Genomic DNA, 26,861 nt, shown 5'->3' on the forward strand with positions numbered 1-26,861 from the left:
GATGTCATCCTTACTGCAAGTCGAGGGTGCGCGCGGCGCCGTCCCAGTCAAAGGTTAGGGTCAGCTGGTCGCCGTCTTGTTTGAAGCTATGGGGTTTGCCGTCCAGTAAGGCGGCCTTGACGGCGCCTGGGTGGTGGATAACCAGGGTCAGGCGGCGGCTCTTGGGCATGCCGGGGTATTGGCCTTGGCTGGCAAGCGTCACAGTCAGGCCTCCTTGCTGGCGGGCGCTAAAGCGCAGCAGCTGGTATTGGCCCTTAGCGTAGGCGTCCGGGGTGTGGCCGTCGTCTTCATACATCTGGCCCTGGGCCTCGGTTACCGACGGGTCGGCCCAGTAATGCAGGGTCAGCGCCTTGCTGGAATAGCTGTCGGTGCTTTGGGTTGGCGCCACCATGGGCACGAAGCTACCGGCTTTTACCAGCACCGGCAGGGTCTCGACGGTGGTGGCGCGGGTGTAGCTTTGCCCCCCTTCGATGCGCTTACCGCTCCAAAAATCAAACCAGGCGCCCTTGGGCAATTGGGTGGTCACGGTTTTGGCGCCCTGCTCGGTGACCGGGGTCACCAGGAAGGCATCGCCCCAGAAGTAGCTGTGGTGATTGTCAAAGTCTTTGACATCATCGCTTTGCATCAGCATCGAGCGCATCAGCGGCTTACCGGTGGTGCTGTTCTCAAAGGCCAGGCTGTAGTTGTAGGGCAGCAGGCTGTAGCGCAGCTTGATGTAATCCCCCACCACTTTTTGGATATGGGCGTCGTGGAACACCGGCTCAGGGGCGATTTCCTCCTGGCCGTGGGGGCGAAACACCGGCTGGAACACGCCGTATTGCAGCCAGCGCAGGTAAAGCTCAGGGTCGAACTTACCACCACCGGCAAAGCCGCCGAGATCCGAGTGAATATACCCCAAGCCCTGGGCGCCCATTTGCAGCGCCAGCTCCACTTGCGGCTTGAGGCCACCCCAGCTGCGGGACACATCGCCGGTCCAGGGCATCATGCCAAAGCGCTGAGAGCCGGCATAACCGCTTCGCATCAGGATAAAGGGCCGCATGTCAGGGCGATGCTGGCGCACCCCGTCGTACACCATCTCGGCCCAGCGGTGGCCGTAGGCGTTATGCAGGGCATCGGCTGAGCCTTCGGCATGCACCAGGTTCGAAGGGTGCACTTCCGGCTCGCCAAGGTCGCCCCAGAATCCGGCTACCCCTTCATCCAGCAAGCTCTGGTATTTACCCCAGAACCAGTCGCGGCCCTTGGGCGAGAACACATCCACCAGGCCCGTGTGGCCGAAGAAAAAATCATAGGTTGCCGGTTTGCCGGTGGCGTCCGGGGTGATGGCGCCAGCGCTGAGCGCTTCGTTCCAGCACTTGGAGGTGGTGAGGATAAAGGGCTCGGTAATGAGCACCGTTTTTACCCCGTCTTTTTTAAAGTCGCGGATCATCCGCTCCGGGGTTGGGAAGGCGGTTTTATCCCAGGCCAGGTTGCCCATGTGGCCTTTGACGTCTTTGCCGAACCAGTAAAGGTCCAGCACGATGGCGTCCAAAGGAATGCCGGCTTCTTTAAAGCGGTTAACCACATCCCGGGCTTCGGCTTCGCTGTGGTAGCCAAAGCGGGAGGCAAAGTTACCCAGCGCCCAGCGCGGCGGCAGCGGCTGGTGGCCGGTCAGCTGGGTGTATTCTTCGGTGAGCCCGGCGTAGTGGTCACTTGCTACCACCACATAGGCGCGCCGGCCGGTCTCGGCACTGAAGGTCATTTGGTCGCCCTGGCTAGCACCCAAATCCATCTCGCCAGAGGCGGTGTTGTCAAACAGCAGCAGGTATTTTTCGCTGGAGAGGATCAGCGGCAAGCTGTAATACATCTGCGCCGCTTCGGTGGTGTAGCCGTAGCTCGCCTTGTTGTAGAGCGGCAGTTTGTGGCCGCGCCTGTCCATGCCCAGCACCCGCTCGCCGCCGCCCATGAGCTTTTCACCCTGTTGCAGCGAAAAGCCAAGGTTTACCCCCTGTTCGCCTTTAAAACCGCTACTTTCGGCCAGTAGCAGGTGCTCACCTCTGTAGTAGCGAATTGTAAGGTTCCGGGTGTCTATCTCAGCCCTGAGCCCCGGCAGGCGGTACACCAGGGTGTCGCCCTTTTGGCTGAGCTCGGCCTTGACCGCCGTTTGGTGAACGATGGCCCGGGAGGCCGGTTGCTGGCTGCCAGCCTTGAGGTATTCGGTTTGGATGGCATCGGCATCCAGGGGGGTGAGCACCAGCTCACCGCCAGCCTTAGGGATCACCAGGCGATTGCCGTCCAGGTGATAGGCAGGCTTGCTGGCACAACTGGCCAGCAGCACGGAAAGGGATAAAGGCAGATAACGCAGTTTCATCATTTAAGCTCCAGCACCCAGGCTGTTTTGGCAGGCACCGTCAAGGTGCCGGTCAGGGAATAGGTATTGCCGCTCAGCACCTCATGGCCCAGTTGGTGGCCCTTGAGTTCGGCAAAGCGGCCAAGGTCCAGGGTCTGGGCCTTGTCGTTCTTGTTCATTACCACCATCACCTGCTGGGCAGGGCTGAGGCGAAAATAGCTGTACACCCCGTCTTGGGGCACGTAGTGGACCAGACGGCCGCTGATGGCAGGCGCCGTTTTGCGCCAGTTCAGCAGCTTTTGCATAAAGCCCAGGGCCTGGCGCTGGCCGCCATCAAGGCCGGTACCGGTAAAGGCGTTGACCTTGTCCCCCGGCCAGCCGCCGGGGAAATCGGCCCGCAGCACGCCGTGGTCACTGCTGTTGGGGTCCATGGCCAGCTCGGTGCCGTAAAAGAGCTGGGGAATGCCACGGGTGGTGAGGATAAAGGTCATGGCCATCTGCCACAGGGCCCGGTCGCCCTGGAGCTGGGTCATCACCCGCGCCATGTCGTGGTTGTCGGCGAAGATCACCAGGTTATTGGGGGCGCTGTAGAGAAAATCGTTGGCAAGGGCCTGGTAGAGCATGCTGATGCCGCTGTTCCAGGTTTCAGGCTCGGTCAGGCCCTTGATGAGGGCGTCTTGCAGCGGAAAATCCATCAAGGACGGCAAGTTGCTGACATAGCCGTCTTTGGGGTGATTGCCCCGCTGCCAGTAACTGGTGATGGCTGGGTTAGTGCTCCACTCCTCCCCCACCATGTTCAGATGCGGGTACTCGCCCATCAGCGCCGCGCTCCATTGGGCCAGGAAGGTTTGATCGGAGTAAGACCAGGTATCGATACGGATGCCGCTAAGGCCAGCGTATTCCACCCACCAGATGCTGTTTTGAATGAGATAAGTGGCCAGATGCGGGTTGCGCTGGTTGAGATCCGGCATGCTGGGCACAAACCAGCCGTCGTTAAACTGGGCCCGGTCGCTGGCCGCCACATGGGGGTCGTGCAGGGTTTCGCGGCGATGGTTGGTGGGGTGAAAGTGAGTGCCGTTCAGCCAGTCCTGGCTGGGCAAGTCTTTCACCCAAGGGTGGTTGCTGCCGATATGATTGAGCACCACATCGATGATAAGGCCCATGCCGCGGGCCTTGGCGGCCTGACTCAAGGTCCGGTAATCGGCATTGCTGCCAAAGCGCGGGTCCACCTGGTAAAAATCGGTGGCCGAGTAGCCGTGGTAGCTGTAACTCGCCATGGCGTTTTCCACCACGGGGTTTAGCCACAGCTGGGTTACCCCAAGCTTTTCAAGGTAATCAAGGTGGTCCATCACCCCTTTGAGGTCACCGCCATGACGGCCACCGGGCAGGCTGCGGTTTGCCTTATCGCCGTAACCTTTCACATCGTCATTGCCGGGGTCGCCATTGGCAAAACGGTCCGGGGTGATGAGATAAATCACGTCTTTTTGGGAAAAGCCCTGGCGCATCGCCGAACCCGGGGCCCTGGCCAGCAGCGGATAGTGGCGGTCAAAGTGCTGCCCGGCCACCTCAAAGGCCAAATTAAGCTCCCCGGCCTTGGCCTTTGGCGCTATGGCGAGGGTCACAAAGAGGTAGTCGGGGCTTTCAAGGGCCTCTGCTTTGACCAGCGACACCCCGGCATGGGGAGCCAGGGTGACCTTAGCCTTGGCAATGTCCTTGCCGTAGACCATCAGTTCGACGGTGGGCCTTTTCATCCCCACCCACCAGTTGGCGGGCTCGATTTTATCTAAGGTCGCGGCCTGGGCTGCCGTCGCTGTCAGCAGGGCTAACACACAGAAAAACAGGCGCATCATTACTCCAGAGCCTTGAAACGGATGGCGGCGCCGCCACTGGTGGCGAGCCTCAGGGTCAGGGTGTCACTGCGGCTCACCGTCTTTTTCTCGATGACATAATCGTAAGGATTGCTCTGCCAGTCGGCCTTGGCGCCATCGCGGTAAATTTGCGCTTCATAGCGTGTGCCGCTATCCAAAAAATCCAGCTTCACTGGCAGCACCCGCGCCTGCTCATCGGTAATGGCGCCCAGGTACCAGTCCTTGCCACCCCGTTCCTTACGGGCCATCACCAGGTAGTCGCCAACGGCGCCAGCCAGCGCCTTGCTCTCTTCCCAATCGGTGGGCACGTCGCGGATAAACTGAAAGGCGTCCAGGTGCTTTTGGTAGTTTTCAGGCAAGTCCGCCGCCATCTGAATGGGGCTGTAAATGGTCACATAGAGGGCCAATTGTTTGGCAAGGGTGGTCTGCACTCGGTTACCGTCTTTGAGATCGGTGGGCGCCAGGTCGAAAATGCCGGGGGTAAAGTCCATGGGCCCGGCCAATAACCGGGTAAAGGGCAGCATCACGGTGTGTTCGGGGCTGTTGGGCGGCGTGCCCCAGGCGTTGTATTCCTGGCCACGGGCCCCTTCTCGGCTGATCCAGTTGGGGTAGGTGCGGCGAAGGCCGGTGTCTTTGATGGGTTCGTGGCTGTTGATGGCAATATGGTATTTGGCCGCTTCGGTCACCACCTTCAGATAGTGATTAACCATAAACTGGCCGTCGTGCCATTCATGGCGGCGAATACCCTTTGAGTCGCGACGGTCGATTTCGCCGCCGTCAGCCACGTAACCGGTTTTAACCTGGCTGACCCCCAGCCGTTGATAAAGCGCCATGGCGTCATCCAGTTGCGCCTCGTAATTGCTGACATGCCCGCCGGTTTCATGGTGGCCAATCAGTTTGACCCCTTTGCCGGCGCCATAGGCAGTGACGGCCTTTATGTCGAAGTCGGGATAGGGCTTGGTAAAGCTAAACTTATCGCCGTTTTTGACCCAGTCACCGTCCCAGCCCTGGTTCCAGCCTTCGACCAACACGCCGTCAAAACCATAACGAGCGGCAAAGTCCATGTAACGCTCGGCATTGGCGGTGGTGGCGCCGTGATGCGGGCCGCTGCCCCAGGTCATCCGCCCCAGATGCATGGCCCACCAGATACCGATGTACTTGCCGGGTTTCACCCAGGACACATCTCCCAGCTTATTGGGCTCATTGAGGTTGAGGATGAGGCTGGAATTGACCAAATCGGTGGCGCTGCCCACTTCGAGGGTGCGCCAGGGGCTCATAAAGGGGGCGGCGGTTTTCACCTTGATACCGTCGCTCCAGGGGGTGAGGTCGGCCTTCAATACCCCGGGACGGCGCTGGTTGAGGGTCATGGCGGCGTAATTGACCAACGCCGCTTCGTGGATACTTAAGTGCACGCCCCCCGGCAACTTCATGGTCAGCGGCGTCTGGGCACTTTGCACCGCCTCAAGGGCGCTGGTGCGATAGGGGTATTCGTAGCGGTCCCACTGGCGGGCAGGGATAGACCAGGCGGTGACCTTGTCGCTTTCGGCGATACGAAATTCGGTGCGCTCGTCGGTGATATTCACGGTGCTCAGATGCGGCTGAGCCGGTACTTCGTAGCGAAAGCCAAGGCCATCATCAAACACCCGGACCCGCAGCACAAAGCGTTGGCCGGCGTCGTTGGCAAAGGTGGCGGCCAGCTCGTTGTGGTTATCTTGCACATAATGGCGCTCCCCCCAGGGCTGCTCCCATTGGCTGTCGCTGTGATGGCGCGCCACCTTGACTATCCGATAGCCAGGGCCCATGTCGCCAATTTCCAGCGTGCTCAGCCCAAGGGCAGAATCCCCCAATAGCGCCCGGCCCTGGCGGCTGACTTGATAGTGAGGGCTATCGTCGTCACTCAAAGTAAAGGTCAGCTTGCCGTCGGGCGAACTCACCGCCAGGCTTTGAGCCAGCACAGAAGCCGGCCCCAGCATCAGCAATAAAGGCAACATGGCGCGCATGGTGATCTCCTCAGTCGCGGGTGCATGCCGGCGACATGTTATTGGCCCAAGGGGCAACTTGACGCTTACGCTAACGGCCGCAGCCGTTGGCAACAAGGCATTGCAAACGTATTCAACCCTTTGTCGTCAATCCCTTACCTTTGGTCGCGGCCAGTTCCCTAGCTCTGGCCAGAAAATCGCCATGACGGGGCAATTTGTCGCGGGTGGCGGTGATGATGGTGGCCAGATTGGCCAAAAAGCCCTCCAGCTCCTTGCCATCGAGGCTGTCGGCCAGCGGGTCGTAGTCGGCCGGCAGCAGGTTCTGGCCAATCAATACCTGTTGCCAGGCCACCTCGCTAAATAGCTCGGCGCCTTCCCTGAACACCCGGCCGCAATCACCAAAGAGTGCCAGGCGCCGGCTCAGGCTCGGGGGCAGCGCCATCTCGCGCATGGCCTGCCAAAAGGGCTCGGGCCGCTGGTTAAGGTGATAGTGCAGGATGATGAAGTCGCCAATAGCCTCAAATTCCTCGGCGCTTTGGCGGTTAAATTCCGCCACCGCCGAGGCGGCGATGCCCGTGCGCGGGAAGAGTTTGATAAGGCGGGTGATGCCGCTTTGCACCAGGTGCAGGCTGGTGGACTCCAAGGGCTCTAAAAAGCCGCTGGCAAGGCCGAGGCTGACGCAGTTTTTCAGCCACTGCTGGCGCTGGCGCCCGGTTTTAAAGCGAATGAGCCTCGGCTCGGCCAGGGCCTTACCGTCAATGGTGGCCAACAGCTTCGCCCGGGCTTCGTCGTCCCCCAAGTAGCGGCTGGCATACACCAGGCCGTTGCCGGTGCGGCGTTGCAGCGGAATTTGCCACTGCCAGCCCACATCATGGGCGATGGCGCGGGTGTAGGGGCGCGGCTCGCCGGTATTTTCGCTCGGTACCGCCAGGGCGCTGTCGGCCGGCAGGTAATGGCCCCAGTCTTCAAACTGGCCACCAAGGGCTTCGCCGATAAGCCGGGCCCGCTGGCCACTGCAATCGATAAAAAGCTCCCCCGCTACCCGCTGGCCAGAAGCCAGCACCAACTCGCCAATGGCGCCTTGCTCATCCAGCGCCACCTCCACCACCTTGCCCTCGATACGCTTGACCCCAAGGCCTTCGCTGTAACGGCGCAGCAAGCCGGCGTAGAGCCCGGCGTCAAAATGGTAGGCGTGTACCAAGCCCTTGAGAGGGCTGTCTGGCACCTTGGGCAGGGGAATAAAGCGCCCGGCCTTGGCGGCCTGGTAGTTAAGGGAGTAATCCCACAGCCCCCGCCGGTGGCCTTGCTGGCGTGCCCTCAGCCAGTAATGCATAAAAGGGGTGATGCCGAGATCCCGGCCCAGCTCGCCAAAGGCGTGCATGTAGCGCTCCCCTTCCTTCCCCCAGTTTTCAAACTCGATACCCAGCTTGATGGTGCCCTGGGTTTCGGTCAAAAACTCGGCCTCGTCGATGCCAAGGTAGCGATTAAAAAGGCCGATGGGCGGGATGGTGGCCTCCCCTACCCCGACGGTGGCAATCTCGTCCGACTCCACCAGGGTAATGGCCAGTTGCTTACCCAGGCTCTTTACCAGCATCGCCGCACTCATCCAGCCGGCGCTGCCGCCGCCGAGGATCACCACATTTTTGATTGTCATCACCGCCCCCTAAAAAAATGCCCCAACAACCGTTGGTTGTCGGGGCAAGTGTCATGGTCACACAGAGAGATTAGAACTTGTAGTTAACGCCGAGCAGGTAGTTACGACCGTACACCTGGTAGTCACGCACCTGGCGGGCATCGCCGGACTCGGTGGTGGTAAAGGGCTCGTTGGTCAGGTTCTGGCCCTGGAGCATGATGGTCAAGCCCTTGAGGGTTTCGATACCGGACTCAGAGAAGTCGTAGCTAATCTGCGCGTCCCAGATCTCGGAGCCTTTGACATTCACCGGGGTGCGGGCAAAGGACAGGCCGGACACCTCACCGTTGAAGTCGCTGCGCTTACGCATGCTGGTACGGAATTGGAAGCCGTTCTTCTCGTAGAACAGGGTGGCGTTGTAGATCTGGCGAGACAGGCCGGGCACCTGGATGTTGGTGCTGGCGTAAGTCACGCTGTTGTCGGCGTTAATGGCAGACGGGTAGTTAAAGGACACGGCACTGGTGTTGTAGGTGGCACTCAGGATGGCACCAAAACCTTCCAGGTAGTCGCTAAACAGCTCGCCCGGCAACGACAGGGTGAACTCGGCGCCCTTGATGTAACCGCCGTCGGTGTTCTGCCAGGTGTTAACCACGCCCTGGTACTGGTACACGGTACCGGTAGTGAGCGGCGGCACACCGGAGAAGTCCTCGATGGTGGGCACTTCAAACTGCCAGTTTTTCAGGTCTTTGTAGAACAGGGCGGCACTGAAGTAACCTTGGCCTGCAAAGTAGTTCTCGTAGCTCAGATCGTACTGGTTGGCGATATAGGGCTTGAGTTCGGGGTTGCCGCCACCGCCGCTCCAGGGGGAGTTACCCACCGGGGCGTTTGGCACGTTAAGGGCCGGGTTGAAGCTGTAGCCGTAGCTGGAGTTCATGCGGTCCATGCGTGAGCGGGTCAGGGTGCGGGCAGCACCGAAGCGCACGAACTGCTGATCGGCCACTTCAAAGCTCAGGTTCAGGCTGGGCAGGAACTCGTTGTAGCTGGTGCCACGGTCCACCTTCTGAATTTGGGTAGCACCGTCCACAACGGTGGTCTGGTTACCCAGGGAGCTTTGGTTGGTGTGCACGTACTGGGTACCGACGTTGCCTTTTACCGGCAGGCCAAAGACCATGCTGTCGATATTGGCCATCACGAAACCGGTGGTGACTTTCTCTTTCACTTCCCAGGAGTTTTGCGCCCGTTGCGGCTCGGTGGCGCCCTGGTCGAACTCGTCGTAGTAGCCGTCGTCGTACAGACGCTTGGAGTCATAGCTCAGCATGTTGCCCATGCCGATGAAATCAAGGCTGGTGGGCGACAGCAGGTACTCAGCAGGCACCGCCAGCATACCGGGGTAGGCTTTAAGGGTCAGGTAGGTGCCGTGGTCCTCGCGGGTCTTGGTGCGCTCGGAGTAGTGCACGCCAAATTTCACGCTGCTAATCACGCTGTTGTCGGTGTAGCGCTGGGCGGTGAATTTAACGGCTTTGATTTCGTCGTCGATTTCGGGGCGGTTGATAAAACCGTCCTGGCCGTCGCTGGGTACGGCAATACCGTTACCCCAGCTCAGCGGGCCGCCGAGCATGATGAGGTTCGGGTCGGAGTAATCCAGGCCTGGGGTGAAGTGAGCACCCTCGGCGCCGCCGTTGAGGTTAAAGCCGATGTCGTCAGCCACACCGCCGGTGTCGCCGCGGCCGGTACCGGAGTAAGACTCAAGACTGAAAATTTCCCGCTCGACCTTGGAGTAGCTCAGGTCGCCACCCAGCACCCAGTTTTCGCCCAGGTTGTATTCGAGGTTCAAGCCAAAGGAGTTGAGGTCAGCCTTGCGCTGGTCGTAGTCGTTACGTACCACAACCCGCTGGTCGTGAATGATGCCGCTGGTGACAAAGCCGTCGTCTACTTGCAGGTTCTCGATGCTGCCCTGGCCGTAGAATGCCGGGATCTCGATACCGCGCAGCCGCTTCTCGTCTTTGAAGTTGATGTGCATGGCATCAAGGGTGGCGTGGAATTTGTCGTTAGGCGCAAATTCCACAACCCCCATAACAGTGTCGCGGGTCAGCTCGCTTGAGCGTACATAAGGCTTGGCGCCGCCCAGTACCAGATTGCCGTCGGCATCGTTGGCAAAGCCCCAGCTATTCCAGCGCTGCTCGTTGCTGGGAGAATCCATGTGGGCGTAGGCAATGGCCACACCGATGGTGTCGTCGGCAAACTGGTCGATGTAAGACACGCTGGAGCGCCAGCCTTTGTCTTTGCCATCGGGGTTGAGCTTGCCGATGTCGTTTTTCTCACCGGTCAGGGTGGCAGAGAAGCTGCGCTTGCCTTGTTTTAGGGGGCGCACGGTCTGCAGATCGATGGTGCCAGCAATGCCCTGGCTGGTGAGGCTGGCGTCGGGGGTCTTGTAGACCACCACCGCGTTCATGATCTCGGAAGGATAGAGGTCCATTTCCACGCCACGGCCGTCACCGATGGAGACCTGCTCGCGGCCGTTGAAGGTCACGGTGCTGAAGTCTTCGCTCAGGCCGCGAATGGAGATACCGCTGGCGCGGCCGTCGAGGCGCTGGGCAGCCACACCGGGCAGGCGGGCGATGGACTCGGCGATACTGGAATCGGGCAGCTTGCCGATGTCTTCGGCGGAAATGGCCTCAACGATGGAGGTGTTGGTCTGCTTGATCGCCTGAGAGCGTTGCAGACTGGCGCGAAAGCCCGTGACTTCAATCACTTCGACGTCTTTGTCGGCGTCCTGTTTTTTGTTCTTGGTATCAGCCGGTGCCTGTTGATCAGCATCAGCGGCCCAGACTTTGGCAGGCAGCACGGTTACGGTCATACCTGCTGCGGCCAGCGCCAGTGCCAGTACATTTGGCTTGAATGTTGCCATCGTTTCCCCCAGACCCAATTGGGCTATTGTTCGACTCATCAGGCGGCTGATTTATTGGATTTACCTTTACGTCAACAGGCAGCCGCTACCCGACCTGAATGCTACGCAATAGCCAGAACCCCCGACAACGCTATGCATACGTATTCAGAAGCAATTGGTCATATTCTTTTAACCTGTTGTTCGAAAAAACCTGACCTGGGTCACCCTCGGCCATTGCCGCATGCGTCAAGGCGCGCCCATAAAAAAACCGCAGCCAAGGCTGCGGTTTTTGTTAACAAAAGCGGCTTAGCCGTTAAGGCCCAGCACGTCTTTCATGTCGTAAAGGCCAGGGCCTTTACCGGCCACCCAATGGGCGGCGCGCAGGGCGCCGGTGGCAAAGGTGTCGCGGTTGTGGGCCTTGTGGGTCAGCTCGATACGCTCGCCGTCACCGGCAAAAAGCACGGTGTGCTCGCCGATAATGTCGCCGGCCCGCACCGTGGCAAAACCGATGGTCTGGCGGTCGCGCTCGCCGGTAATGCCTTCACGACCATAGACGGCGCAATCTTTAAGGTCACGGCCCAGGGCCTTGGCCGCCGCTTCCCCAAGGGCCAGGGCGGTACCGGAGGGGGCGTCTTTCTTGTGGCGGTGGTGGGCTTCCAGTACCTCGATATCCACCGTGTCCCCCAGCACCTTGCTGGCCAGCTCCACCAGCCCCAGCAGCAGGTTCACCCCCACGCTCATGTTGGGGGCAAACACCACCGGCACCTTTTTAGCAGCATCGGCCAGCGCCGCTTTTTGCGCCCCATCAAGGCCGGTGGTGCCGACGATCAGCGCTCGGCCCTGCTTGGCGCAATCAGCGGCCACCAGGGCGGTGTTTTCTGGGGAAGTAAAATCGATAACCACATCACCGCGGATGTCTGTGCCCAGGTTCACGCCCAGGGCGTCGATACCGGCGAGGCTCCCGGCATCCACCCCGATAAGGCTGTTGCCGGGGCGCACCTGGGCGCTGGCCAGCTCGGCTTTGGGGTCGGCGGCCAGGGCGCGAATAAGGGCGCGGCCCATACGGCCGTTGGCGCCCAGAATGGCAATGCGTGTCATGGTCATAGGTCTTCCTCCAGCGAGGGCAACACTCTAACCGCTTTTCCTTCCTGTTTCAGCGCTTCATTGAGCTGACGGGCCACATGCTCGGGGGAGCGGGTGCGCCGCGCCATCCAGGCGTACATCACCGGGGTCACCAGCAGGGTAAAGAAGGTGGAGATGATGATGCCAAACAGCACCACGACCCCAATCACGTAGCGAGTCTCGGCGCCGGCGCCGCTGGCCAGCACCAAAGGCACGGCGCCGGCGGCGGTGGTGATGCCGGTCATCAAAATGGGCCGCAGCCGCTGGGCACAGGCGTTTAAGAGCGCCTCGTCAAAGCGCTGGCCCTCGTCGCGCAGCTGGTTGGCAAACTCGACAATCAAAATGCCGTTTTTGGCCGCCAGGCCAATCAGCATGATGATGCCTATCTGGCTGTAAATGTTGATGGTTTGCCCAGTGAGATAAAGCCCCACCAAGGCGCCCAGCATGGCCAGCGGCACCGCCAGCATGATAACCACCGGGTGTATGTAGCTCTCGAACTGGGCCGCCAGCACCAAGAACACCACCCCCAGGGCCAGGGCGAAGATGAAGTACACCGAGCTGCCGGAGTTTTTGTAATCCAGCGACGGCCCCTTGTAACTGATGGAGGCCTCGGCCGGCAGCACCCGGGCGGCCAGGTTGTCCATGAAATCCAGGGCCTGGCCCAGGCTGTAGCCGTCCGCCAGGTTGGCTTCCACGGTGATGGCCCGCATCCGGTTGTAACGATTAAGGGCCGAGGCGTCGGCAATTTCCTCGATTTTCACCACCGAGGAGAGCGGCACCAGCTCGCCGCTCTTATCCGAGCGCACATAGATGCCGCCAATGGCCTGGGGCGAGCGCTGCTTGTCGCGCTCCCCTTCCAAAATCACGTCGTATTCCTCGCCGCCGCGCACAAAGGTGGTCACCACCTTGGAGCCGAGCATGGTTTCCAAGGTGCCGCCAATGGTGCTCATGGTGATGCCAAGGTCGGCGGCGCGGCTGGTATCAACCGTTATCTTGAGCTGGGGTTTGGTTTCTTTGTAGTCGTCGTCTATGCCCACCAAACCGGGGTTTTTGGCCGCTTCTTCTTCGATGATGTCGCGCCAGGCCCGCAGGCTGTCATAATCGGGGCCGCCAATAACAAACTGCACCGGCTTGGCGGTGCCGCGGCCAAAGGCGCTGCGCACTATGGTAAAGGCCCGCACCCCGGAGATATCGCTTATACGAGCGCGAATATCGGCGGTCACTTCGCTGATGGGCCGGCGCTCGGACCAATCTTTCAGCGACACCACGATCTGCCCGGTGTTGTAGGCCCGCACCCCGCCCCAGCCGCGAGGGGCGCGGCTTATCATGCGGTTAACGTCTCCATCGGGGCCAGCCATGGGCAGCAGGCGGCGCTCTATCTCGTCCATGTACTTTTCCATGTAGGAGTAGGAGGCGCCTTCGGGGCCGTTGATCAGCACAAACAGCGAGCCACGGTCTTCGCTGGGGGTAAATTCGCTGGGCACATGCTCAACAAACCAGGCCACCGCCCCCATGCTGGCGATAACAAAGCCCAATACCCAGATGGGGTGGCGAATAAGGTGCTCAAGGGCGCGCCGGTAACCACGGCCAAGGCTGTCAAGGCGCCGCTCCATAAAGCCTGAAAGCCCGGAGTGACCGTCATGGCGGGTGAGCAGCTTAGAGCACATCATCGGTGACAGGGTCAGCGCCACGATGGCCGAGAACACCACCGCCGAAGCCATGGCCACGGCAAACTCGGTAAAGAGTTTGCCAAGGTCCCCTTCCAAAAAGGTGATGGGCAAAAACACCGACACCAGCACCGCCGTAGTGGCAATGACCGCAAAAGACACCTGGCGCGAGCCCAAAAACGCCGCCACCAGGGGCGACTCGCCCTCTTCAATGCGCCGGTGAATGTTCTCCAGCATGACGATGGCGTCGTCCACCACCATGCCGATGGCCAAAATCAGCGCCAGCAAGGTCAGCAGGTTGATGGTGTAGCCAAGGGCATAAAGGATGATCACCGCCCCCATCAAGGATACCGGCAGCGCCAGGGCCGGTATGAGCATGGCCCGCACCGATCCTAGGAAGATGTAAATCACCACCACCACCAGCACCATAGCGATAAAGAGGGTCTCGTACACCTCTTGCACCGAGCGCTCGATAAAGACCGAGGAGTCGTAGCTGATGGCAAGCTGCATCCCCACCGGCAGGGTTTTGTTGAGGCTCGCCACCAGTTTGTGGGCGTCGCGGGCCACTTCCAGGGTGTTGGCGGTGGAGGTTTTACCTATCCCCAGGCCCACCATGTTCTCGCCGTTGCCGCGAAACAGCTTGCGGGTTTCGTCGGTGCTTTCTTCCACCCGGGCCACGTCCGAGAGTTTGACCAGGTAGCCATCAGAGCCGCGCCCTATCACCAAGTTGGCAAAGTCTTCCTGTTTCTCGTATTGGCGCTGCAGGCGCACCGTGAACTGGCGGTCCTGGGCTTCCAGATCCCCTGCCGGTAACTCCACGTTCTGGCTGCGAAGGGCGCTTTCTACGTCGGTCACAGTAAGATTACGGGCGGCCAGGGCTTGGCGGTCCAGCCAAATACGCATGGCGGTGCGCTGCTCGCCGCCGATGCGTACCCGCGCCACGCCGTTGAGTACCGAGAATTTGTCGACCAGGTAGCGGTCGGCGTAGTCGGAGAGCTCGCGCACCGTCATCCGGTCTGACGAGAGGTTCAGCCACATCACGGTTTCGTCGTCGGAGCCGGCCTTGGACACCTCCGGCGGGTCGGCTTCTTCCGGCAGGTTATTGAGCGCGCCGGAGATCTTGTCACGCACGTCGTTGGTGGCGGCATCGATGTCGCGGCTGATATCGAACTCGATGGTGATATTGGAGCTGCCGTCTTGGCTGCTGGAGGTGATGTTGCGAATGCCCTCGATGCCCGAGACCCGGTCTTCAAGAATTTGGGTGATGCGCGACTCCACCACCGCCGCCGAGGCGCCCCGGTAGCTGGTTTGAATGTTCACCAGCGGCGGGTCGATGCTGGGGTATTCGCGCAGCGGCAGTTTGCCAAAGGCGACGATGCCGAAGATAACCAATAGCAGCGACAGCACCGACGCCACCACGGGGCGGCGCACCGACATATCGGTGAGCATCATGCCTTGGCCTCCGGGAAGTCTTCCTTACGCACTTCCACCTTGGCCCCTTCGCGCACCTTCAAAAGGCCGCGGATGATCACCTGCTCCTTTTCCTTAAGGCCTTGGGTGACCTCGACAATACCGGGCTGGCGCAAGCCGATGGTCACCGGCCGCTGCTCAACGATGTTGTCTTCATCCACCACAAAGACGTAATGCTGGGATTTGATTTGAAAAACGGCGGCAGCCGGCACCGCCAGCGCCTCACGGGCCTCTTTAACCAGGCGAATGCGCAGCAACATGCCGGGGCGCAGCAGGCCGTCTTTGTTGTCCAGTTCCGCCCGGACTGCGGCGCTGCGCGACACCGGGTCGATACGGGTATCGACGCTGGACACCTTGCCCTGGAAGCGCTCGGAGGGCACCGCTTCAGCGGTGGCATAAATGTCTTTGCCGGGTTTTAAGATGGGCAAGAACCGCTCCGGCACCGTGAAGTCGAGCTTGATGGGGCTGACATCATCGAGGGTAGTAATGGCGGTGCCGGGGCTGATCAGGGCGCCAGTACTGACTTCCCGAAAACCCAGCACCCCGTCAAAGGGGGCGCGCACGAAGCGGTCGTCCAGTTGAGCCTGGGCCTGAGCCACTTTGGCCTTGGCTATCTCCACGGCGCTTTGCAGGCGGTCAAGCTCGGAGGCGGCAATGGTTTTGGTGCGCACCAAATCGGTAATGCGGCGGTATTCGCGGTCTTGTTCTTTTAAATCTTCGTTGGCCGCATCCAGAGCAGCCTGTTCTTCCTGGTGGGTCAGGGTCACCAGCAATTGCCCGGCTTTGACCTGCTGGTTATCACGAAAGTGCACCTTTTCAATCTTGTCGCTGACGGTGGCAGTCACGGTAATGGACTCAAAGGCCTTGGTGGTGCCCAGGGCCTCGATTTCGTCAGACAGCAGTTGCAGCTTGACCGGGCTGGTCACCACCCTTACTACCGTTGCCTGAGGGCCGGTGTTGGCCACCGGCGCCTTGCCCTGGTGCCACCAGAGCCCCGCTGCGGCTCCTGCCAGGATCACGGCCCCCACTACCGCTGCTTTTTTCATTTCGCTGTACTTCCGTTCTTTTTTCACTATTTGTAATAGTCGCACCAATAGTGAATACCTTGTTACGGGATCAGATATGCCGATAGCAGGCCGCGATAAGAGGTGTAACCGGGTAGCAACAGGGATTTCCATCTGGACGTCCAGACGTTGACACTGATAGCCTGCTGACGTAAATTTGCGCGCCTTTACGCCCAGTGGGCTCCTTTTTTAATCGGTACCCTTGAGGAATTTGATGTCCAAGCCCCACGCCTCTCCCCTGCCCCTGCTGCCGCTCCTGGTGTTTTTGGCCCTGTTTTTGGGTGTGGGTACGTACCTGAGCCTGACCGGCGTTGATTACGCTTTTTACCAGCTGCCGGCTCCGGTGGCGGTGTTGCCGGCGCTGATTGTAGCGGTGCTTATCTCCCGCGACAGCATCAATAAAACCGTCGAGCAGTTCCTGGCAGGCTGTGGCCATTCCAACATCATGGCCATGTGCATCATCTATCTGTTGTCCGGTGCCTTTGGCGCCGTGGCCAAGGCTACCGGCGGTGTCGATGCCACCGTGGCCCTGGGCCTGAGCCTGGTGCCGGCTTCCTTGCTGTTGCCGGGGCTTTTTGTCATTGCCGCCTTTATCGCCACCGCCATGGGCACCTCCATGGGCACCATCGCCGCCCTGGCGCCGGTGGCCCTGGGCCTGGCCCAGCAAGGGGACTTGCCGCTGGCGCTGACCGCCGGGGCGCTGCTCTCAGGCGCCATGTTCGGCGACAACCTCTCCATCATCTCCGACACCACCATCGCCGCCACCCGTACCCAGGGCTGCGACATGAAAGACAAGTTTCGCGCCAACTTCCGCCTGGCCCTGCCTGCCGCCATCCTGACCCTGTTGTGGCTGGGTTTTGCCAGCAGCGGCAGCCATGTTATTGACGCCAAAGACTTCCAACTGCTGCCGATACTGCCCTATGTCACCATCCTGGTGCTGGCGGTGGCCGGCCTTAACGTCTTTGTGGTGCTCATTTTGGGTATCGTACTGGCCGGTTTGGTGGGCCTGAGTGGCGACTACAGCCTCGCCAAGTACGTCAAAGACATCTACGCCGGCTTTACCGGCATGCAGGAGATTTTCATGCTGTCCCTGCTGATGGGGGGCCTTGCCTACCTGATGGAAAAGCAAGGGGGCCTTGCCTGGCTTGCCGCCAAACTGGGCCACGGCAGCACCGGTAAAAACGGTGAGCTGGCCATTGCCGGCCTGGTGTTTACCACCAACTTCTGCACCGCCAACAACACCGTGTCCATTATCGTCAACGGCCAACTGGCCAAGGACATCGCCCAGCAAAACGCCATCAGCCCGGTGCGAAGCGCAAGCCTTTTAGACATCTTTGCCTGCGTCAACCAGGGCCTGGTGCCCTGGGGCGCCCAAGCCTTGCTGCTGGGCTCAAGCTTTACCCTCTCGCCCCTGGCGGTGGTCAGCCACTCCGGCTACGTGCTGGTGCTGGCCGCCATTACCCTTGCCACGGTGCTGGTGCCCGCTGCCCGGCGGCTGCTGGTCAAGCACTGAAAAAAGCCCCTCAGTCGAGGGGCTTTTTATACCTGCGGCGCTTGGGTTTTGACAAAGTCGATAAAGGCCCTGAGCGGCGCTGGCACGAGGCGCCGTCCCGGATAATAAAGATAAGGGCCGCTGAACCATTGCCACCAGGGCTCCAGCACCGGCACCAACCGGCCATCGGCCAGGTAAGGGGCCAGCCACTGCTCGAACAGTTGGATAACGCCGCTACCAGCAACTGCGGCGTCCACCGCCAAATCCATGGCAGCGCCAATGTTCACCGTCAAAGGGCCAGTCACTTCCACTTTGAGCGCCTCACCGTCTTTTTCAAACTCCCAAGGCTCGGGGGCACCCTGGCCAAAACGGCCGGTAATACAGGGGTAACCCAGTAATGCAGAAGGGTGGGCAGGCTCTCCCAGCTTTGCCAACAACGCAGGCGCCGCAGCAATGGCAAAGCGTTGGCGCCTCGGACCGATGGGCAGGGCAATCATGTCTTGCTGGAGCTTCTCGTCGTACCGAATGCCGGCGTCGCAACCGGCTTGAACGATATCCGTTACGTTACTGTCCGCCATCACTTCTAGCTTGATATCCGGGTAAGCGGCTAAAAAGGCCGGCACGATGGACGGCAATACCAAGCGCACCGCACTGACCGGCACATTAAGCCGCAAAGTGCCGGCTGGTTTTTCGCGAAACAGATTAACCGCGTCTAGGGCCGCTTCGACTTCGTTCATGGCGGGAGCCAATTTAGCCAGCAGCGTCTGGCCAGCCTCAGTCGGCACGACGCTGCGGGTGGTACGGTGCAACAACCTCACCCCAAGGGCAGCTTCAAGGCGGCGAAGCGCATCGCTCAATTGCGAAGCACTGGCACTGCCAACCCTGGCCGCTTGGCGAAAACCGCCGGCTCTTGCCACCGCCACAAAAGCATTGAGATCGCCAAGCCCCACATTCATTGTCCGATATCCCGCACAGCCCATAGTCATTTATTCGTATTGTTGCACATGCAGCAGGCGCCTAGGCTACAAAGCTCGGCAAAAGGAGTAACTCATGCACACTGATACCTTCACACTGGGCGACAAACCGGTTCACCGGCTGGGCTATGGCGCTATGCAATTGGCAGGCCCCGGCGTGTTCGGCCCACCCAAAGACTGGGCCCAGGCCACAGCCGTTTTGCGCCAAGCTCTGGAAGCCAGCGTCAACCATATCGACACTTCTGACTTTTATGGCCCCCACCACACCAATAAGCTCATCAAAGCGGCCTTGCATCCCTACCCAGAGAGGCTTTGCATCGTCACCAAGGTTGGTGCTCGCCGCGACGACAAAGGCGCTTGGCTGCCAGCCTTCAGCCGCCAAGAGCTGATTGATGCGGTACACGACAACTTGCGCCACTTGGGGTTGGAGCAACTTGATGTGGTGAACCTACGGGCGATGTTTGACACCCACGGCCCGGCTGAAGGCGACCTTGAAGCGCCGTTCTCGGTGCTGGCAGAACTCAAGGAACAGGGGCTTATCAAGCACTTGGGGCTTAGCAACGTCACCCCCAGGCAAGTGGCGGAGATGCGCCGTATAGCGCCTATTGTTTGCGTGCAAAACCACTACAACCTGGCTCATCGCCGCGATGACGCCCTTATCGATGCCCTGGCCTGCGACAACATTGCTTACGTGCCCTACTTTCCTTTGGGCGGCTTCTCGCCATTGCAATCATCTACGTTAAATGACGTTGCCAGCAGCCTTGGCGCCACACCGATGCAGGTAGCCCTGGCCTGGTTACTAAAGCGCTCGCCCAATATTCTCGCCATTCCCGGCACTTCATCGGTTGGCCACCTCGCCGAGAACCTAGCCGCGGCCCACTTGGTGCTGCCAACCGAAGCAATGGCACGATTGCACGAGATAGGCGCCTAAAAGAGGCCCCTCTGTTGAGGGGCTTTTTATTTGCGCCAAGGCCGCCCGGCCTTGGCATCTTTGCCAACCTGTCTTTTTCAACTGCTTTACCTCTGTAGCGCCCCACCTAAACTTGATAGGGATCAACTCGCTGTTTGGCGAGGCCGCAGCCTCGCCAGACAGCGACTAAGCTGGATATCGGCACATTCAAAAATTGCCACCCCATTCTGCCGATGTTCGCAGTGGCCTGTAGCAGGTGCTTTATGTATCCCGCGCCAAGGAGTCTCAACCCACATGCACAAGGCTGCCTATACCAACCCCCAACAACAGCGCCAGCACTGGCGGCGCAGCACCCTTGTCTATGTGTTGGCGCTGGCTTTTATTGCTGTCTTGTCCCTTACCTCTCATTTTTTGGTGCAAAGCATTGTTAATAAACAAGAAGCCACCGCCCGAGTCGTCAACCTGGCTGGCCGTCAGCGGATGCTGTCCCAGCGCATTACCCTCTTTGCCAGCGAGCTGCTGACCAGCCGCCAGAATTACGCTGCCGAGATTTTGCGTGACGATTACCTCGATGCCATCAACACCCTGGAAAAGGTGCACCTGGCGCTCCTTAATGGCTCAGAGGAACTGCATATTCCCAAGCCCAGCTCCGCCGATATCGTGCAAATTTTTACTGCTTCGCCGGTCAATCTGGACCAACGTATCAAGCAGTTTCTGACCCAAGCCCGGCGCATTGCCGACCCGGCCCTTAGCCTTGATGAGCGCACCAATGCCTTCGAGCAAATAAAGGCCACCGCCTATTACGATATTGTCGGCTCCCTGGACACCCTGCTATTCCAGTACCAAAAAGAAAGCGAAACAGCGATACGCAAGCTTCAGAATTACAACAAGATCTCCCTGCTCGGCATGATCACCACCTTGATCATCGAGGCCTTTTTCATCTTCCGGCCGTTGCTGCTGAGCCTGTACCGGCGCGAACAGCAATACCTCAAGCTGTTAAAGGAAATGGACAGCGAGATAACCGAGCGGGTGCGCTTTCAAACCTTTACCGATTCCCTCACCGGCCTTCTCAACCGTTTGTCGATGCTGGAGCGAATTCAAACCTGTATCGAACTTGCCGAGCAGGGCAAAGGCAACTTTGTAGTAATTTCAGTGGGGGTTGACCGCTTTGAAGACATGAACAACAGCCTGGGCCACGACAAAGGTGACGAGCTGTTGTTCTCCATCGCCAACCGCCTGCAAAAGCTGGCCAACGGCTCCGGGGGCTTTATCGGCCGCATCACCGGTGAAGAATTTGCCATTACCCTTGAGCAGCGCAAAAACAACATGGAGCTGATGCGCTTTTTGCGCCAGCTGTCTCAGTCCATCGCCAACCCGGTGCAAACCGAGCATTTTGCCATTCAGGTGACTGCCTCGGTGGGCCTGGCCTTCTACCCGGATGACGGCCATGACGCCCGCGAGCTGCTGATGCATGCCAACCAGGCCATGCGCATTGCCAAAGACGAGGGGGGAAATTGCTTCCGCTTCTTCCAGCCGGCCATGACCACCTACATGACCCGCCGCATCAAGCTCGAGCAGGAGCTGCGCCAGGCGCTGGCTGACCCGTCGCAGCTGCGCCTCTTCTACCAGCCCAAGGTGGATTTGGGCAGCGGCAGCATTATTGGCGTCGAAGCGCTGCTGCGTTGGCACCACCCGGAGGAAGGGATGATCTCCCCCATGGAGTTCATCCCTATCGCCGAAGACTCGGGGCTTATTCTCGATTTGGGCGACTGGGTACTGGTGCAAGCCCTGGAGCAGCTGAGCCGCTGGCAGCGAGGAGGGGTCGATATCGGCATGGCCATCAATGTTTCGGTCAAGCAGCTTTTGCACCGCGACCTTTGCGACCGCATCCTGGCCCTTAGCCAGCAGCAGGGTATCGCTCCCGATGCGGTGCAGTTGGAGATCACCGAAACCCACATCATGAACGACATGGGCCGCATCATCGCCGCGCTGTGCGCTCTGGATAAAGCCGGCTTCACCCTGGCCATAGACGACTTCGGTACCGGCCATTCCAGCTTGTCGAGACTGCGGGATTTGCCGGTCAAGGTGCTGAAGATTGATAAATCCTTCGTCAAAAACGCCATGCGCGATAAAAAAGAAGCGCAGATAGTCAAAGCCATTATCGACATGGGCCATTCCCTGGATAAAACCATCATTGCCGAAGGCATCGAAACCCAGGAGCAAATGCAGCTACTGACCGAACTGGGCTGCGACGAAGGCCAGGGCTATCTTTTTGCAAGGCCGATGCCGGTGGAGGAGCTGGATCTGTTGCTGCGCCAAAACGCGCGGTACTGGCACCCCAAAGACCGGGCCGGCCCCTGAAATGCCCTCATAAAAAAGGCGCCGTTAGGCGCCTTTTTTATTTTGCCGGGCAACAAACCCGCAGCAGATGGCCGTCGATATCTTCGGCCACAAAGGTGTAGCCAAAGGGCATGGCCTGGGGCTGCTGGGTAATGCGCAGGCCAAGCTCCCGCCAATGCTCAAAGCGGCGGTTAACATCGCTGATGTCGTCCACCAACAACACCAGTTCGGCGGCGCCGGCAGCCGGCAGGGTTTCTGGCAAGACCGACTGGCGGCTTTTCAGGGCCACGAAGCTGCCGCCATCGAGGGCAAACATCGCAAAGTCGGTAGAGTGCTGCGCCGCCGGGCGGGCCAGCAGCGCCTGGTAGAGCGCTTGGCTTTTGGCGCAATCATTAACGTAAAACAGCACCATGGTTTGGGTTTTCATCTGCGTTTTCCTTGGCAGTGTTGAAGACCCGGCCATAGTGGCAAAAGGGAGTGTCAGAAAGTGTCAGCAGCCGCCGGTCGGGTCGATACCCTCGGCCTGCTGCCACTGACGCAGCAGGCGCTGGCGCGATACTGGGTAGCGCTCATCAAGGGCGGTGAGCTGCTGGATGCGGTCTACTCGAAAATGGCGATGGGCGCCCCGCGCCTCGCACCAGGCCACCAGCATCCGGCAATGGTCGAAAAAGCCCATGGCAAAGGGCCATACCACCCGCTGGCTGGGGGCGCCGTCCTTGTCTTGGTAATCAATGAGCAGCTTGTGCTGGCGGCGGATGGCCTGGCGCAGCATGCCAAGGTCGGTTTGGGTGGCCGGCAGCGCCGGGCCGGGGCCGATCAGCAGGTTGGTGGCAGCAAGCTCTTGGCGAAGGCTCTGAGGCAGCACCGCCGAGACCTTGGCCAGCATGTCACGGGCGGCGCCTGCAAGCTCCGGGTCGGCCCGCTGGCTGACCCAGCGCGCCCCCAGCACCAGGGCTTCAATCTCCTGGGCACTTAGCATCATCGGCGGCAGGGTAAAACCGGGTTTAAGGCTATACCCCAACCCCGCCTCTCCTTCGATATCCGCCCCCTGGGCCTGCAAGGCAGCAATGTCTCGGTACAAAGTGCGAAGGCTCACCCCAAGCTCGGCCGCCAGTTCCTGGCCACTGACCGGAAAACGGCGGCGGCGAAGGTTTTGCATCAGTTGCAACAACCGGGCGGCGCGAGACACGGCTTATCAGCCTTTCACTATGGCGCAGTCGTGGTCCTGAATTTCTTCGGCCGAGCCCTGGCTGCCACCAGTGCCGGCGCGGGTGGCCATCAGTACCAACTGGCCGTCAGGCAAGGTGGCCATGGCCATGCCATAGCGCCCCATCTCGCCCTTGGCACCTGGCACTTCCTCGGCCAGGTGCATAAAGACGCTCTCCTGGCCCAGCTCGTTCGGGCTTAGGGTACGCAGCAGGTAAGGATGCCCCATCAAGCTTTGGCTTTGCCATTGGCGGCCAAGGCCAGGGGCCAAGGTGTCAAGCTGCTGGCGAAGGGCCGGGCGCAGGCAGGAGATATGCACGTGCAGCTGATTTTGGCTGCGTCCATAGGCCGAGTTGATGGCCAGCGACAAATCGCTGTCTGGCACCTTGTGGCCATAATGCTGGCTGGCGAGCTGGCGCTGTTGCCAGGCCAGGGCAAAAAAGTGCGGCGTCGATGCCTTGAGCAGCAGCGGGCTTTCCATCCCGGTGATTTTGGCGGTGGGCATCACCAGGTATTGCAGCACGCCACGCCGGTCTTTTAGGGTGACAAACCCGGCTTTGACATCAACCGACTGGCAAGGCGCCGGCTCGCCCTTTTGCGCCATACCCGGCACGCATTTTTGGCTGATAAGTTGCCACAGGGCATCGGAATTATGCGGCGCAGCATTGGCGCAGCCGCCGAGCATCAGCACTGCCAGCAGCATTCCCAAGGGACGAAGAAAAGGCATGTGGATTTTCCTTATTTTTGATAAGCGCAGCCAGCATAGCGCCAACGGATGACAAGACGCTTAGGCCTTGTCAGAGAATGCGGTTAATCAGCCTGTCGATGCGTACCCGGCGCAGGCGGCGGATCAGTTTTTTGACCTTGGCCGGGTAATCGCCAATGGCCTGCAAGTCGGTAAAGTGCACCACTTGCTGGCAATGGTGGCGAATACAGGCCAGCTCTTGCTGGCGCAGCTCGCGAAGCTCGGCCTTGGGGTCGTCAATCAGCACGGCGTTTTCCAAATCCAGGCGCCAGGCACGGGGATTGAGGTTGTTGCCGGTGATCATGGTCCAGCGCTCATCGACCCAGATACCCTTGAGGTGATAGCTGTTGTCACCGTCCTTCCAAAGCCGCACCACCAGTTGGCCGCTGTCCACAAAGGTTTGCAGCCGCGCCAGGAACCGGCGTAGGTTTATCTCGTAAAGATAAGGCAGGGCGCCAATCACCCGAAACGGCTGGTCCGGGGAGATAAAAAAGTCATTGGCAGTCTTGTCGCCGACAATGATCTCCACGGTTTTGCCCTGGCGCAACAAGCGGATAATGCGCTTAACCAGCTCCCCCGGCAGGTTGAAATAAGGGGTGCACAGGGTCAGGCTCTGCTCGGTGGCGCTGAGCAGGTGGCTGATGGTGCTGTTAAGGGCGTTGCCTTTGCCGAGCCCCACCAAAGGGGTAACCGCCAGCTCGCCACGGCGGCTGTTGTCGGTGAATTCATATCCCCTGCCCTGCAGCTCTTTTCTGAAGCGGCGCATGGCGTTTTTCAGCTGCTGGCTGGAGGGGCGGTCTGCCAGGTTCAGGCGATTAACAGCCTGGCCGCCAATCAGGTGGCTGGCTATCCAGTTGTAAAAGGCATCGGCCAGGGCCGGGTTTTGCAGCAGATGGTAACGGTCGTAGCGGTATTTTTGGTGCTGCTGCAGGTAAACGTCGTTGAGGCTGGCACCGCTGTAGAGCAAGGTGTCGTCGATGATAAAGCCTTTAAGATGCAGCACTCCCAGCGCTTCGCGGGTATTAACCGGCACCCCGTACACGGCGATATCAAGCTCAGGATGGGCCATCGCCTCCTGGCAATACCAATCGGCATTGGTGGCCGATTTGGCATCCCCGATGCGCCCGCGCTGAGCCCGGTGCCAGTCCACCAGTACCGACACCTCCAGTTGCGGCCGCGCCGCCTTGGCAGCATAGAGCGCAGCCAGCACGCTGCGGCCACCGTCGTCGTTTTCAAGATAGAGGGCCGACAGGCAGATGCGGCATTCGGCCTTGGCGATGCATTCGAGCAGGGTTTGGTGAAACTGGCGGGCGCCGTGCAGCACGGTGATGCCGGCAGCGTCTTGCGACAACCTGGGCAGGTTTTCGAGGTATTGCAGGTGCTTGTGGCGCTTAAACAGGGACAACATCAAAGGCGCTTCTTATTGTTCATCCATGGCCTCCATGCCATCGAATTCTGACTGGGCGGCAATACTACCACTGGATAAACAGCCACTTCCATTTGTCACCTGCCCAAAAGGCGGCCCCGGTCACCTTTTCGCGCCCCAAAAGAAAAGGGGCCAAAGGCCCCTTTCACATCAGCTTGGCAAGCCTATGGCCTTGAGCTTGGCCCCGCTCATCAGGTTGGCTTCAATACGCTCCAAAGCCACCCCTTTGGTTTCGGGCACGAAGAGGATGGTCACCACGATAAAGACCGCGTTGAGGCAGGCGTAAAGCCAGAAGGTGTTGGTGGTGCCGATGCTCTCCATCAGGGTCAGGAAGGTGGCCCCCAGGATCATGTTGGATACCCAGTTGGTGGTGGTGGAGCAGGAGATCCCGAAATCACGGCCTTTAAGCGGCTGAATTTCGGCGCACAAGATCCACACCATGGGCGCGGCGCTCATGGCATAACCAATGATGCAGATAATCGCCATCAGCACCGCCAAGTAAGCCAGCACCGGGGTGTGGTTGCCGCCCTCAATCATCTTCAGCAGCAGCCCCAGGCAGAACATACCGGCGCCCATAATGGCAAAACCGATTTTCAGTGCCGGCTTACGGCCCCAGGTATCAATGAACGGCGCCAGGATGGCGGTGGTGATCACAAAGGCCAACCCCACCAGCACGGTGCTTATCATCTGTTCAAGGTGGCTGGTAAAGCCGGCCAGCTTGAACACGGTGGGGGCGTAGTACATCAGGATGTTCATGCCGGTAAATTGCTGCATAAATTGCAGCACCATCCCCAGACCAACACTGCGGCGAAAATGGCGGTTGGTTTTAAACAGCTCAAAGCCAGACTGCTTTACCTTGAGGCTGTCGACGATATCCGAGTACTCGCTATGGGCTTCGTGGTCAGACTCGCGAATGCCATGCAACACGGTTTTGGCCTCATCCATGCGGCCACGGGAGGCCAGCCAGCGAGGGCTCTTGGGCATCATCATCACCGCCCAAATCAGCAGCACGGCCGGGATAACCAGCACCGCAAACATCGCCCGCCAGTTGCCGGTCAAACCGAAATAGGTGTCGGACAAAAAGGCCAGCACGATGCCGGAGTTGATCATCACCTGATACATGGCAATGCGTTTACCCCGCTCTTCCTTGGGGGACATTTCCGACAAGTACAGCGGCGCCGAGTAAGAGGCAATACCGATGGAAAAGCCTTGGATAATCCGAAACACCAACATGGTGGTCAGGTTAGTGGCAAAGGCGCAGCCCAGGGTGCCAACGGCAAACAGCACACCACTGCCGATAAGGCTGGAGCGCCGGCCTAAACGCGACGACAACCAGCTGTTGGACACCGACCCCAAAGCGGCCCCCAACATCATGGTGCTGACTATCCATTCTTGGTCTTGCGAGCTGATTTGCCACTCGCTGGTGATAAAGGGCAAGGCCCCGGCGATGATGCCGATATCCAGGCCAAAGAGTAACCCGGCCAGGGCGGCAGCGATTGTTACGATGCGCTTTCTGCTGAACATAACCACAAGTACCTATTGTCAAAATAAAGGGCGCAGACGCCATTACGCGAACGAGCCAGTAATGGCAGTACCTTTACGTCTACGGAAAACCTACCCCGACATAGATAAAGCTTTGGCGTCAAAACCTCAATAAGTAATTTAATACTACAATAGTATTAGATCGGTTATCAGCTTGCTGCTAACGCGCATTTAACCCAATAAAAACAAAAGGATGAGAAAAGGACGCCACAG

The 26,861-nt window shown here is 59.6% G+C and carries 17 protein-coding genes; 3 read left to right on the forward strand and 14 right to left on the reverse strand.

The genetic code is table 11. The annotated features are described in order from the left end of the window. Window positions 1-10: 10 nt before the first annotated feature. From AC22G1_RS13895 to AC22G1_RS13930, 8 genes are all read right to left on the reverse strand, one after another. Window positions 11-2,350 (reverse strand): glycoside hydrolase family 31 protein, encoded by a 2,340-nt coding sequence (locus tag AC22G1_RS13895; RefSeq protein WP_487313891.1) that lies wholly within the window; start codon window positions 2,348-2,350, stop codon window positions 11-13. Then, window positions 2,347-4,176: a glycoside hydrolase family 13 protein gene (locus AC22G1_RS13900; protein ID WP_487313892.1), complete on the reverse strand. Its 1,830-nt coding sequence runs from the start codon at window positions 4,174-4,176 to the stop codon at window positions 2,347-2,349. Before AC22G1_RS13900 ends, AC22G1_RS13895 begins: the two co-directional genes overlap by 4 nt. Then, window positions 4,176-6,194 carry a glycoside hydrolase family 97 protein gene (locus tag AC22G1_RS13905; RefSeq protein ID WP_487313893.1) on the reverse strand — a complete coding sequence of 673 codons (2,019 nt, stop codon included), beginning with the start codon at window positions 6,192-6,194 and terminating at the stop codon, window positions 4,176-4,178. Before AC22G1_RS13905 ends, AC22G1_RS13900 begins: the two co-directional genes overlap by 1 nt. A 112-nt stretch (window positions 6,195-6,306) precedes the next feature. Beyond that, complete coding sequence (locus tag AC22G1_RS13910; protein WP_487313894.1) at window positions 6,307-7,827, reverse strand: tryptophan halogenase family protein; 1,521 nt, start codon at window positions 7,825-7,827, stop codon at window positions 6,307-6,309. 70 nt (window positions 7,828-7,897) lie between these two features. Further along, the gene (locus AC22G1_RS13915; RefSeq protein WP_487313895.1) at window positions 7,898-10,711 is read right to left on the reverse strand and encodes a TonB-dependent receptor; all 2,814 of its coding nucleotides are present in this window, start codon (window positions 10,709-10,711) and stop codon (window positions 7,898-7,900) included. 285 nt (window positions 10,712-10,996) lie between these two features. Then, a complete protein-coding gene (gene dapB / locus AC22G1_RS13920) occupies window positions 10,997-11,794 on the reverse strand; it encodes a 4-hydroxy-tetrahydrodipicolinate reductase (RefSeq protein WP_487313896.1) in 798 nt (265 codons plus the stop codon). Further along, window positions 11,791-14,931, reverse strand: coding sequence for an efflux RND transporter permease subunit (locus AC22G1_RS13925; RefSeq protein ID WP_487313897.1), 3,141 nt, complete (start codon window positions 14,929-14,931; stop codon window positions 11,791-11,793). The genes dapB and AC22G1_RS13925 overlap by 4 nt, the downstream gene beginning before the upstream one ends. Then, window positions 14,928-15,995, reverse strand: coding sequence for an efflux RND transporter periplasmic adaptor subunit (locus AC22G1_RS13930; protein ID WP_487313898.1), 1,068 nt, complete (start codon window positions 15,993-15,995; stop codon window positions 14,928-14,930). The genes AC22G1_RS13925 and AC22G1_RS13930 overlap by 4 nt, the downstream gene beginning before the upstream one ends. Before the next feature lie 232 nt (window positions 15,996-16,227). Here AC22G1_RS13930 and AC22G1_RS13935 point away from each other — a divergent pair, with 232 nt between their 5' ends. Further along, a complete protein-coding gene (locus AC22G1_RS13935; protein WP_487313899.1) occupies window positions 16,228-17,526 on the forward strand; it encodes a Na+/H+ antiporter NhaC family protein in 1,299 nt (432 codons plus the stop codon). 26 nt (window positions 17,527-17,552) lie between these two features. Here the strand turns inward: AC22G1_RS13935 and AC22G1_RS13940 are convergent, their stop codons facing one another. Further along, on the reverse strand, window positions 17,553-18,461 hold the full coding sequence (locus tag AC22G1_RS13940) for a LysR family transcriptional regulator (protein WP_487313900.1): 909 nt from the start codon (window positions 18,459-18,461) through the stop codon (window positions 17,553-17,555). A gap of 94 nt (window positions 18,462-18,555) precedes the next feature. On the opposite strand from AC22G1_RS13940, the gene AC22G1_RS13945 reads away from it, so the two are divergent. Further along, complete coding sequence (locus tag AC22G1_RS13945) at window positions 18,556-19,410, forward strand: aldo/keto reductase family oxidoreductase (RefSeq protein ID WP_487313901.1); 855 nt, start codon at window positions 18,556-18,558, stop codon at window positions 19,408-19,410. Between the two features lie 273 nt (window positions 19,411-19,683). Continuing rightward, window positions 19,684-21,750: a putative bifunctional diguanylate cyclase/phosphodiesterase gene (locus AC22G1_RS13950; protein ID WP_487313902.1), complete on the forward strand. Its 2,067-nt coding sequence runs from the start codon at window positions 19,684-19,686 to the stop codon at window positions 21,748-21,750. A 37-nt stretch (window positions 21,751-21,787) separates the two neighbouring features. Here AC22G1_RS13950 and AC22G1_RS13955 read toward each other — a convergent pair whose 3' ends face one another. The 5 genes from AC22G1_RS13955 to AC22G1_RS13975 all read right to left on the reverse strand — a co-directional run bounded on the left by AC22G1_RS13955 (window position 21,788) and on the right by AC22G1_RS13975 (window position 26,630). After that, a complete protein-coding gene (locus AC22G1_RS13955; protein WP_487313903.1) occupies window positions 21,788-22,156 on the reverse strand; it encodes a VOC family protein in 369 nt (122 codons plus the stop codon). A gap of 63 nt (window positions 22,157-22,219) precedes the next feature. Further along, window positions 22,220-22,918, reverse strand: coding sequence for a helix-turn-helix transcriptional regulator (locus tag AC22G1_RS13960; RefSeq protein WP_487313904.1), 699 nt, complete (start codon window positions 22,916-22,918; stop codon window positions 22,220-22,222). A 6-nt stretch (window positions 22,919-22,924) separates the two neighbouring features. Continuing rightward, window positions 22,925-23,662 (reverse strand): CDP-diacylglycerol diphosphatase, encoded by a 738-nt coding sequence (locus tag AC22G1_RS13965; protein ID WP_487313905.1) that lies wholly within the window; start codon window positions 23,660-23,662, stop codon window positions 22,925-22,927. Window positions 23,663-23,732: 70 nt separating this feature from the next. Further along, window positions 23,733-25,088 (reverse strand): CDP-diacylglycerol--serine O-phosphatidyltransferase, encoded by a 1,356-nt coding sequence (pssA, locus tag AC22G1_RS13970; RefSeq protein WP_487313906.1) that lies wholly within the window; start codon window positions 25,086-25,088, stop codon window positions 23,733-23,735. 168 nt (window positions 25,089-25,256) lie between these two features. After that, window positions 25,257-26,630, reverse strand: coding sequence for a sugar porter family MFS transporter (locus tag AC22G1_RS13975; protein WP_487313907.1), 1,374 nt, complete (start codon window positions 26,628-26,630; stop codon window positions 25,257-25,259). Window positions 26,631-26,861: the final 231 nt, after the last annotated feature.

It is taken from the genome of Gallaecimonas zhanjiangensis (assembly GCF_057624825.1).

What these genes read in the sequence shown, in the direction of transcription:
- AC22G1_RS13965 (WP_487313905.1), bottom strand. Translation starts at nt 23,662, where the DNA reads ATGCCTTTTCTTCGTCCCTTGGGAATGCTGCTGGCAGTGCTGATGCTC.
- AC22G1_RS13935 (WP_487313899.1), top strand. Translation starts at nt 16,228, where the DNA reads ATGTCCAAGCCCCACGCCTCTCCCCTGCCCCTGCTGCCGCTCCTGGTG.
- AC22G1_RS13975 (WP_487313907.1), bottom strand. Translation starts at nt 26,630, where the DNA reads ATGTTCAGCAGAAAGCGCATCGTAACAATCGCTGCCGCCCTGGCCGGG.
- dapB (WP_487313896.1), bottom strand. Translation starts at nt 11,794, where the DNA reads ATGACCATGACACGCATTGCCATTCTGGGCGCCAACGGCCGTATGGGC.
- AC22G1_RS13940 (WP_487313900.1), bottom strand. Translation starts at nt 18,461, where the DNA reads ATGAATGTGGGGCTTGGCGATCTCAATGCTTTTGTGGCGGTGGCAAGA.
- AC22G1_RS13895 (WP_487313891.1), bottom strand. Translation starts at nt 2,350, where the DNA reads ATGATGAAACTGCGTTATCTGCCTTTATCCCTTTCCGTGCTGCTGGCC.
- AC22G1_RS13950 (WP_487313902.1), top strand. Translation starts at nt 19,684, where the DNA reads ATGCACAAGGCTGCCTATACCAACCCCCAACAACAGCGCCAGCACTGG.
- AC22G1_RS13915 (WP_487313895.1), bottom strand. Translation starts at nt 10,711, where the DNA reads ATGGCAACATTCAAGCCAAATGTACTGGCACTGGCGCTGGCCGCAGCA.
- AC22G1_RS13930 (WP_487313898.1), bottom strand. Translation starts at nt 15,995, where the DNA reads ATGAAAAAAGCAGCGGTAGTGGGGGCCGTGATCCTGGCAGGAGCCGCA.
- pssA (WP_487313906.1), bottom strand. Translation starts at nt 25,088, where the DNA reads ATGTTGTCCCTGTTTAAGCGCCACAAGCACCTGCAATACCTCGAAAAC.
- AC22G1_RS13905 (WP_487313893.1), bottom strand. Translation starts at nt 6,194, where the DNA reads ATGCGCGCCATGTTGCCTTTATTGCTGATGCTGGGGCCGGCTTCTGTG.
- AC22G1_RS13910 (WP_487313894.1), bottom strand. Translation starts at nt 7,827, where the DNA reads ATGACAATCAAAAATGTGGTGATCCTCGGCGGCGGCAGCGCCGGCTGG.
- AC22G1_RS13900 (WP_487313892.1), bottom strand. Translation starts at nt 4,176, where the DNA reads ATGATGCGCCTGTTTTTCTGTGTGTTAGCCCTGCTGACAGCGACGGCA.
- AC22G1_RS13925 (WP_487313897.1), bottom strand. Translation starts at nt 14,931, where the DNA reads ATGATGCTCACCGATATGTCGGTGCGCCGCCCCGTGGTGGCGTCGGTG.
- AC22G1_RS13945 (WP_487313901.1), top strand. Translation starts at nt 18,556, where the DNA reads ATGCACACTGATACCTTCACACTGGGCGACAAACCGGTTCACCGGCTG.
- AC22G1_RS13955 (WP_487313903.1), bottom strand. Translation starts at nt 22,156, where the DNA reads ATGAAAACCCAAACCATGGTGCTGTTTTACGTTAATGATTGCGCCAAA.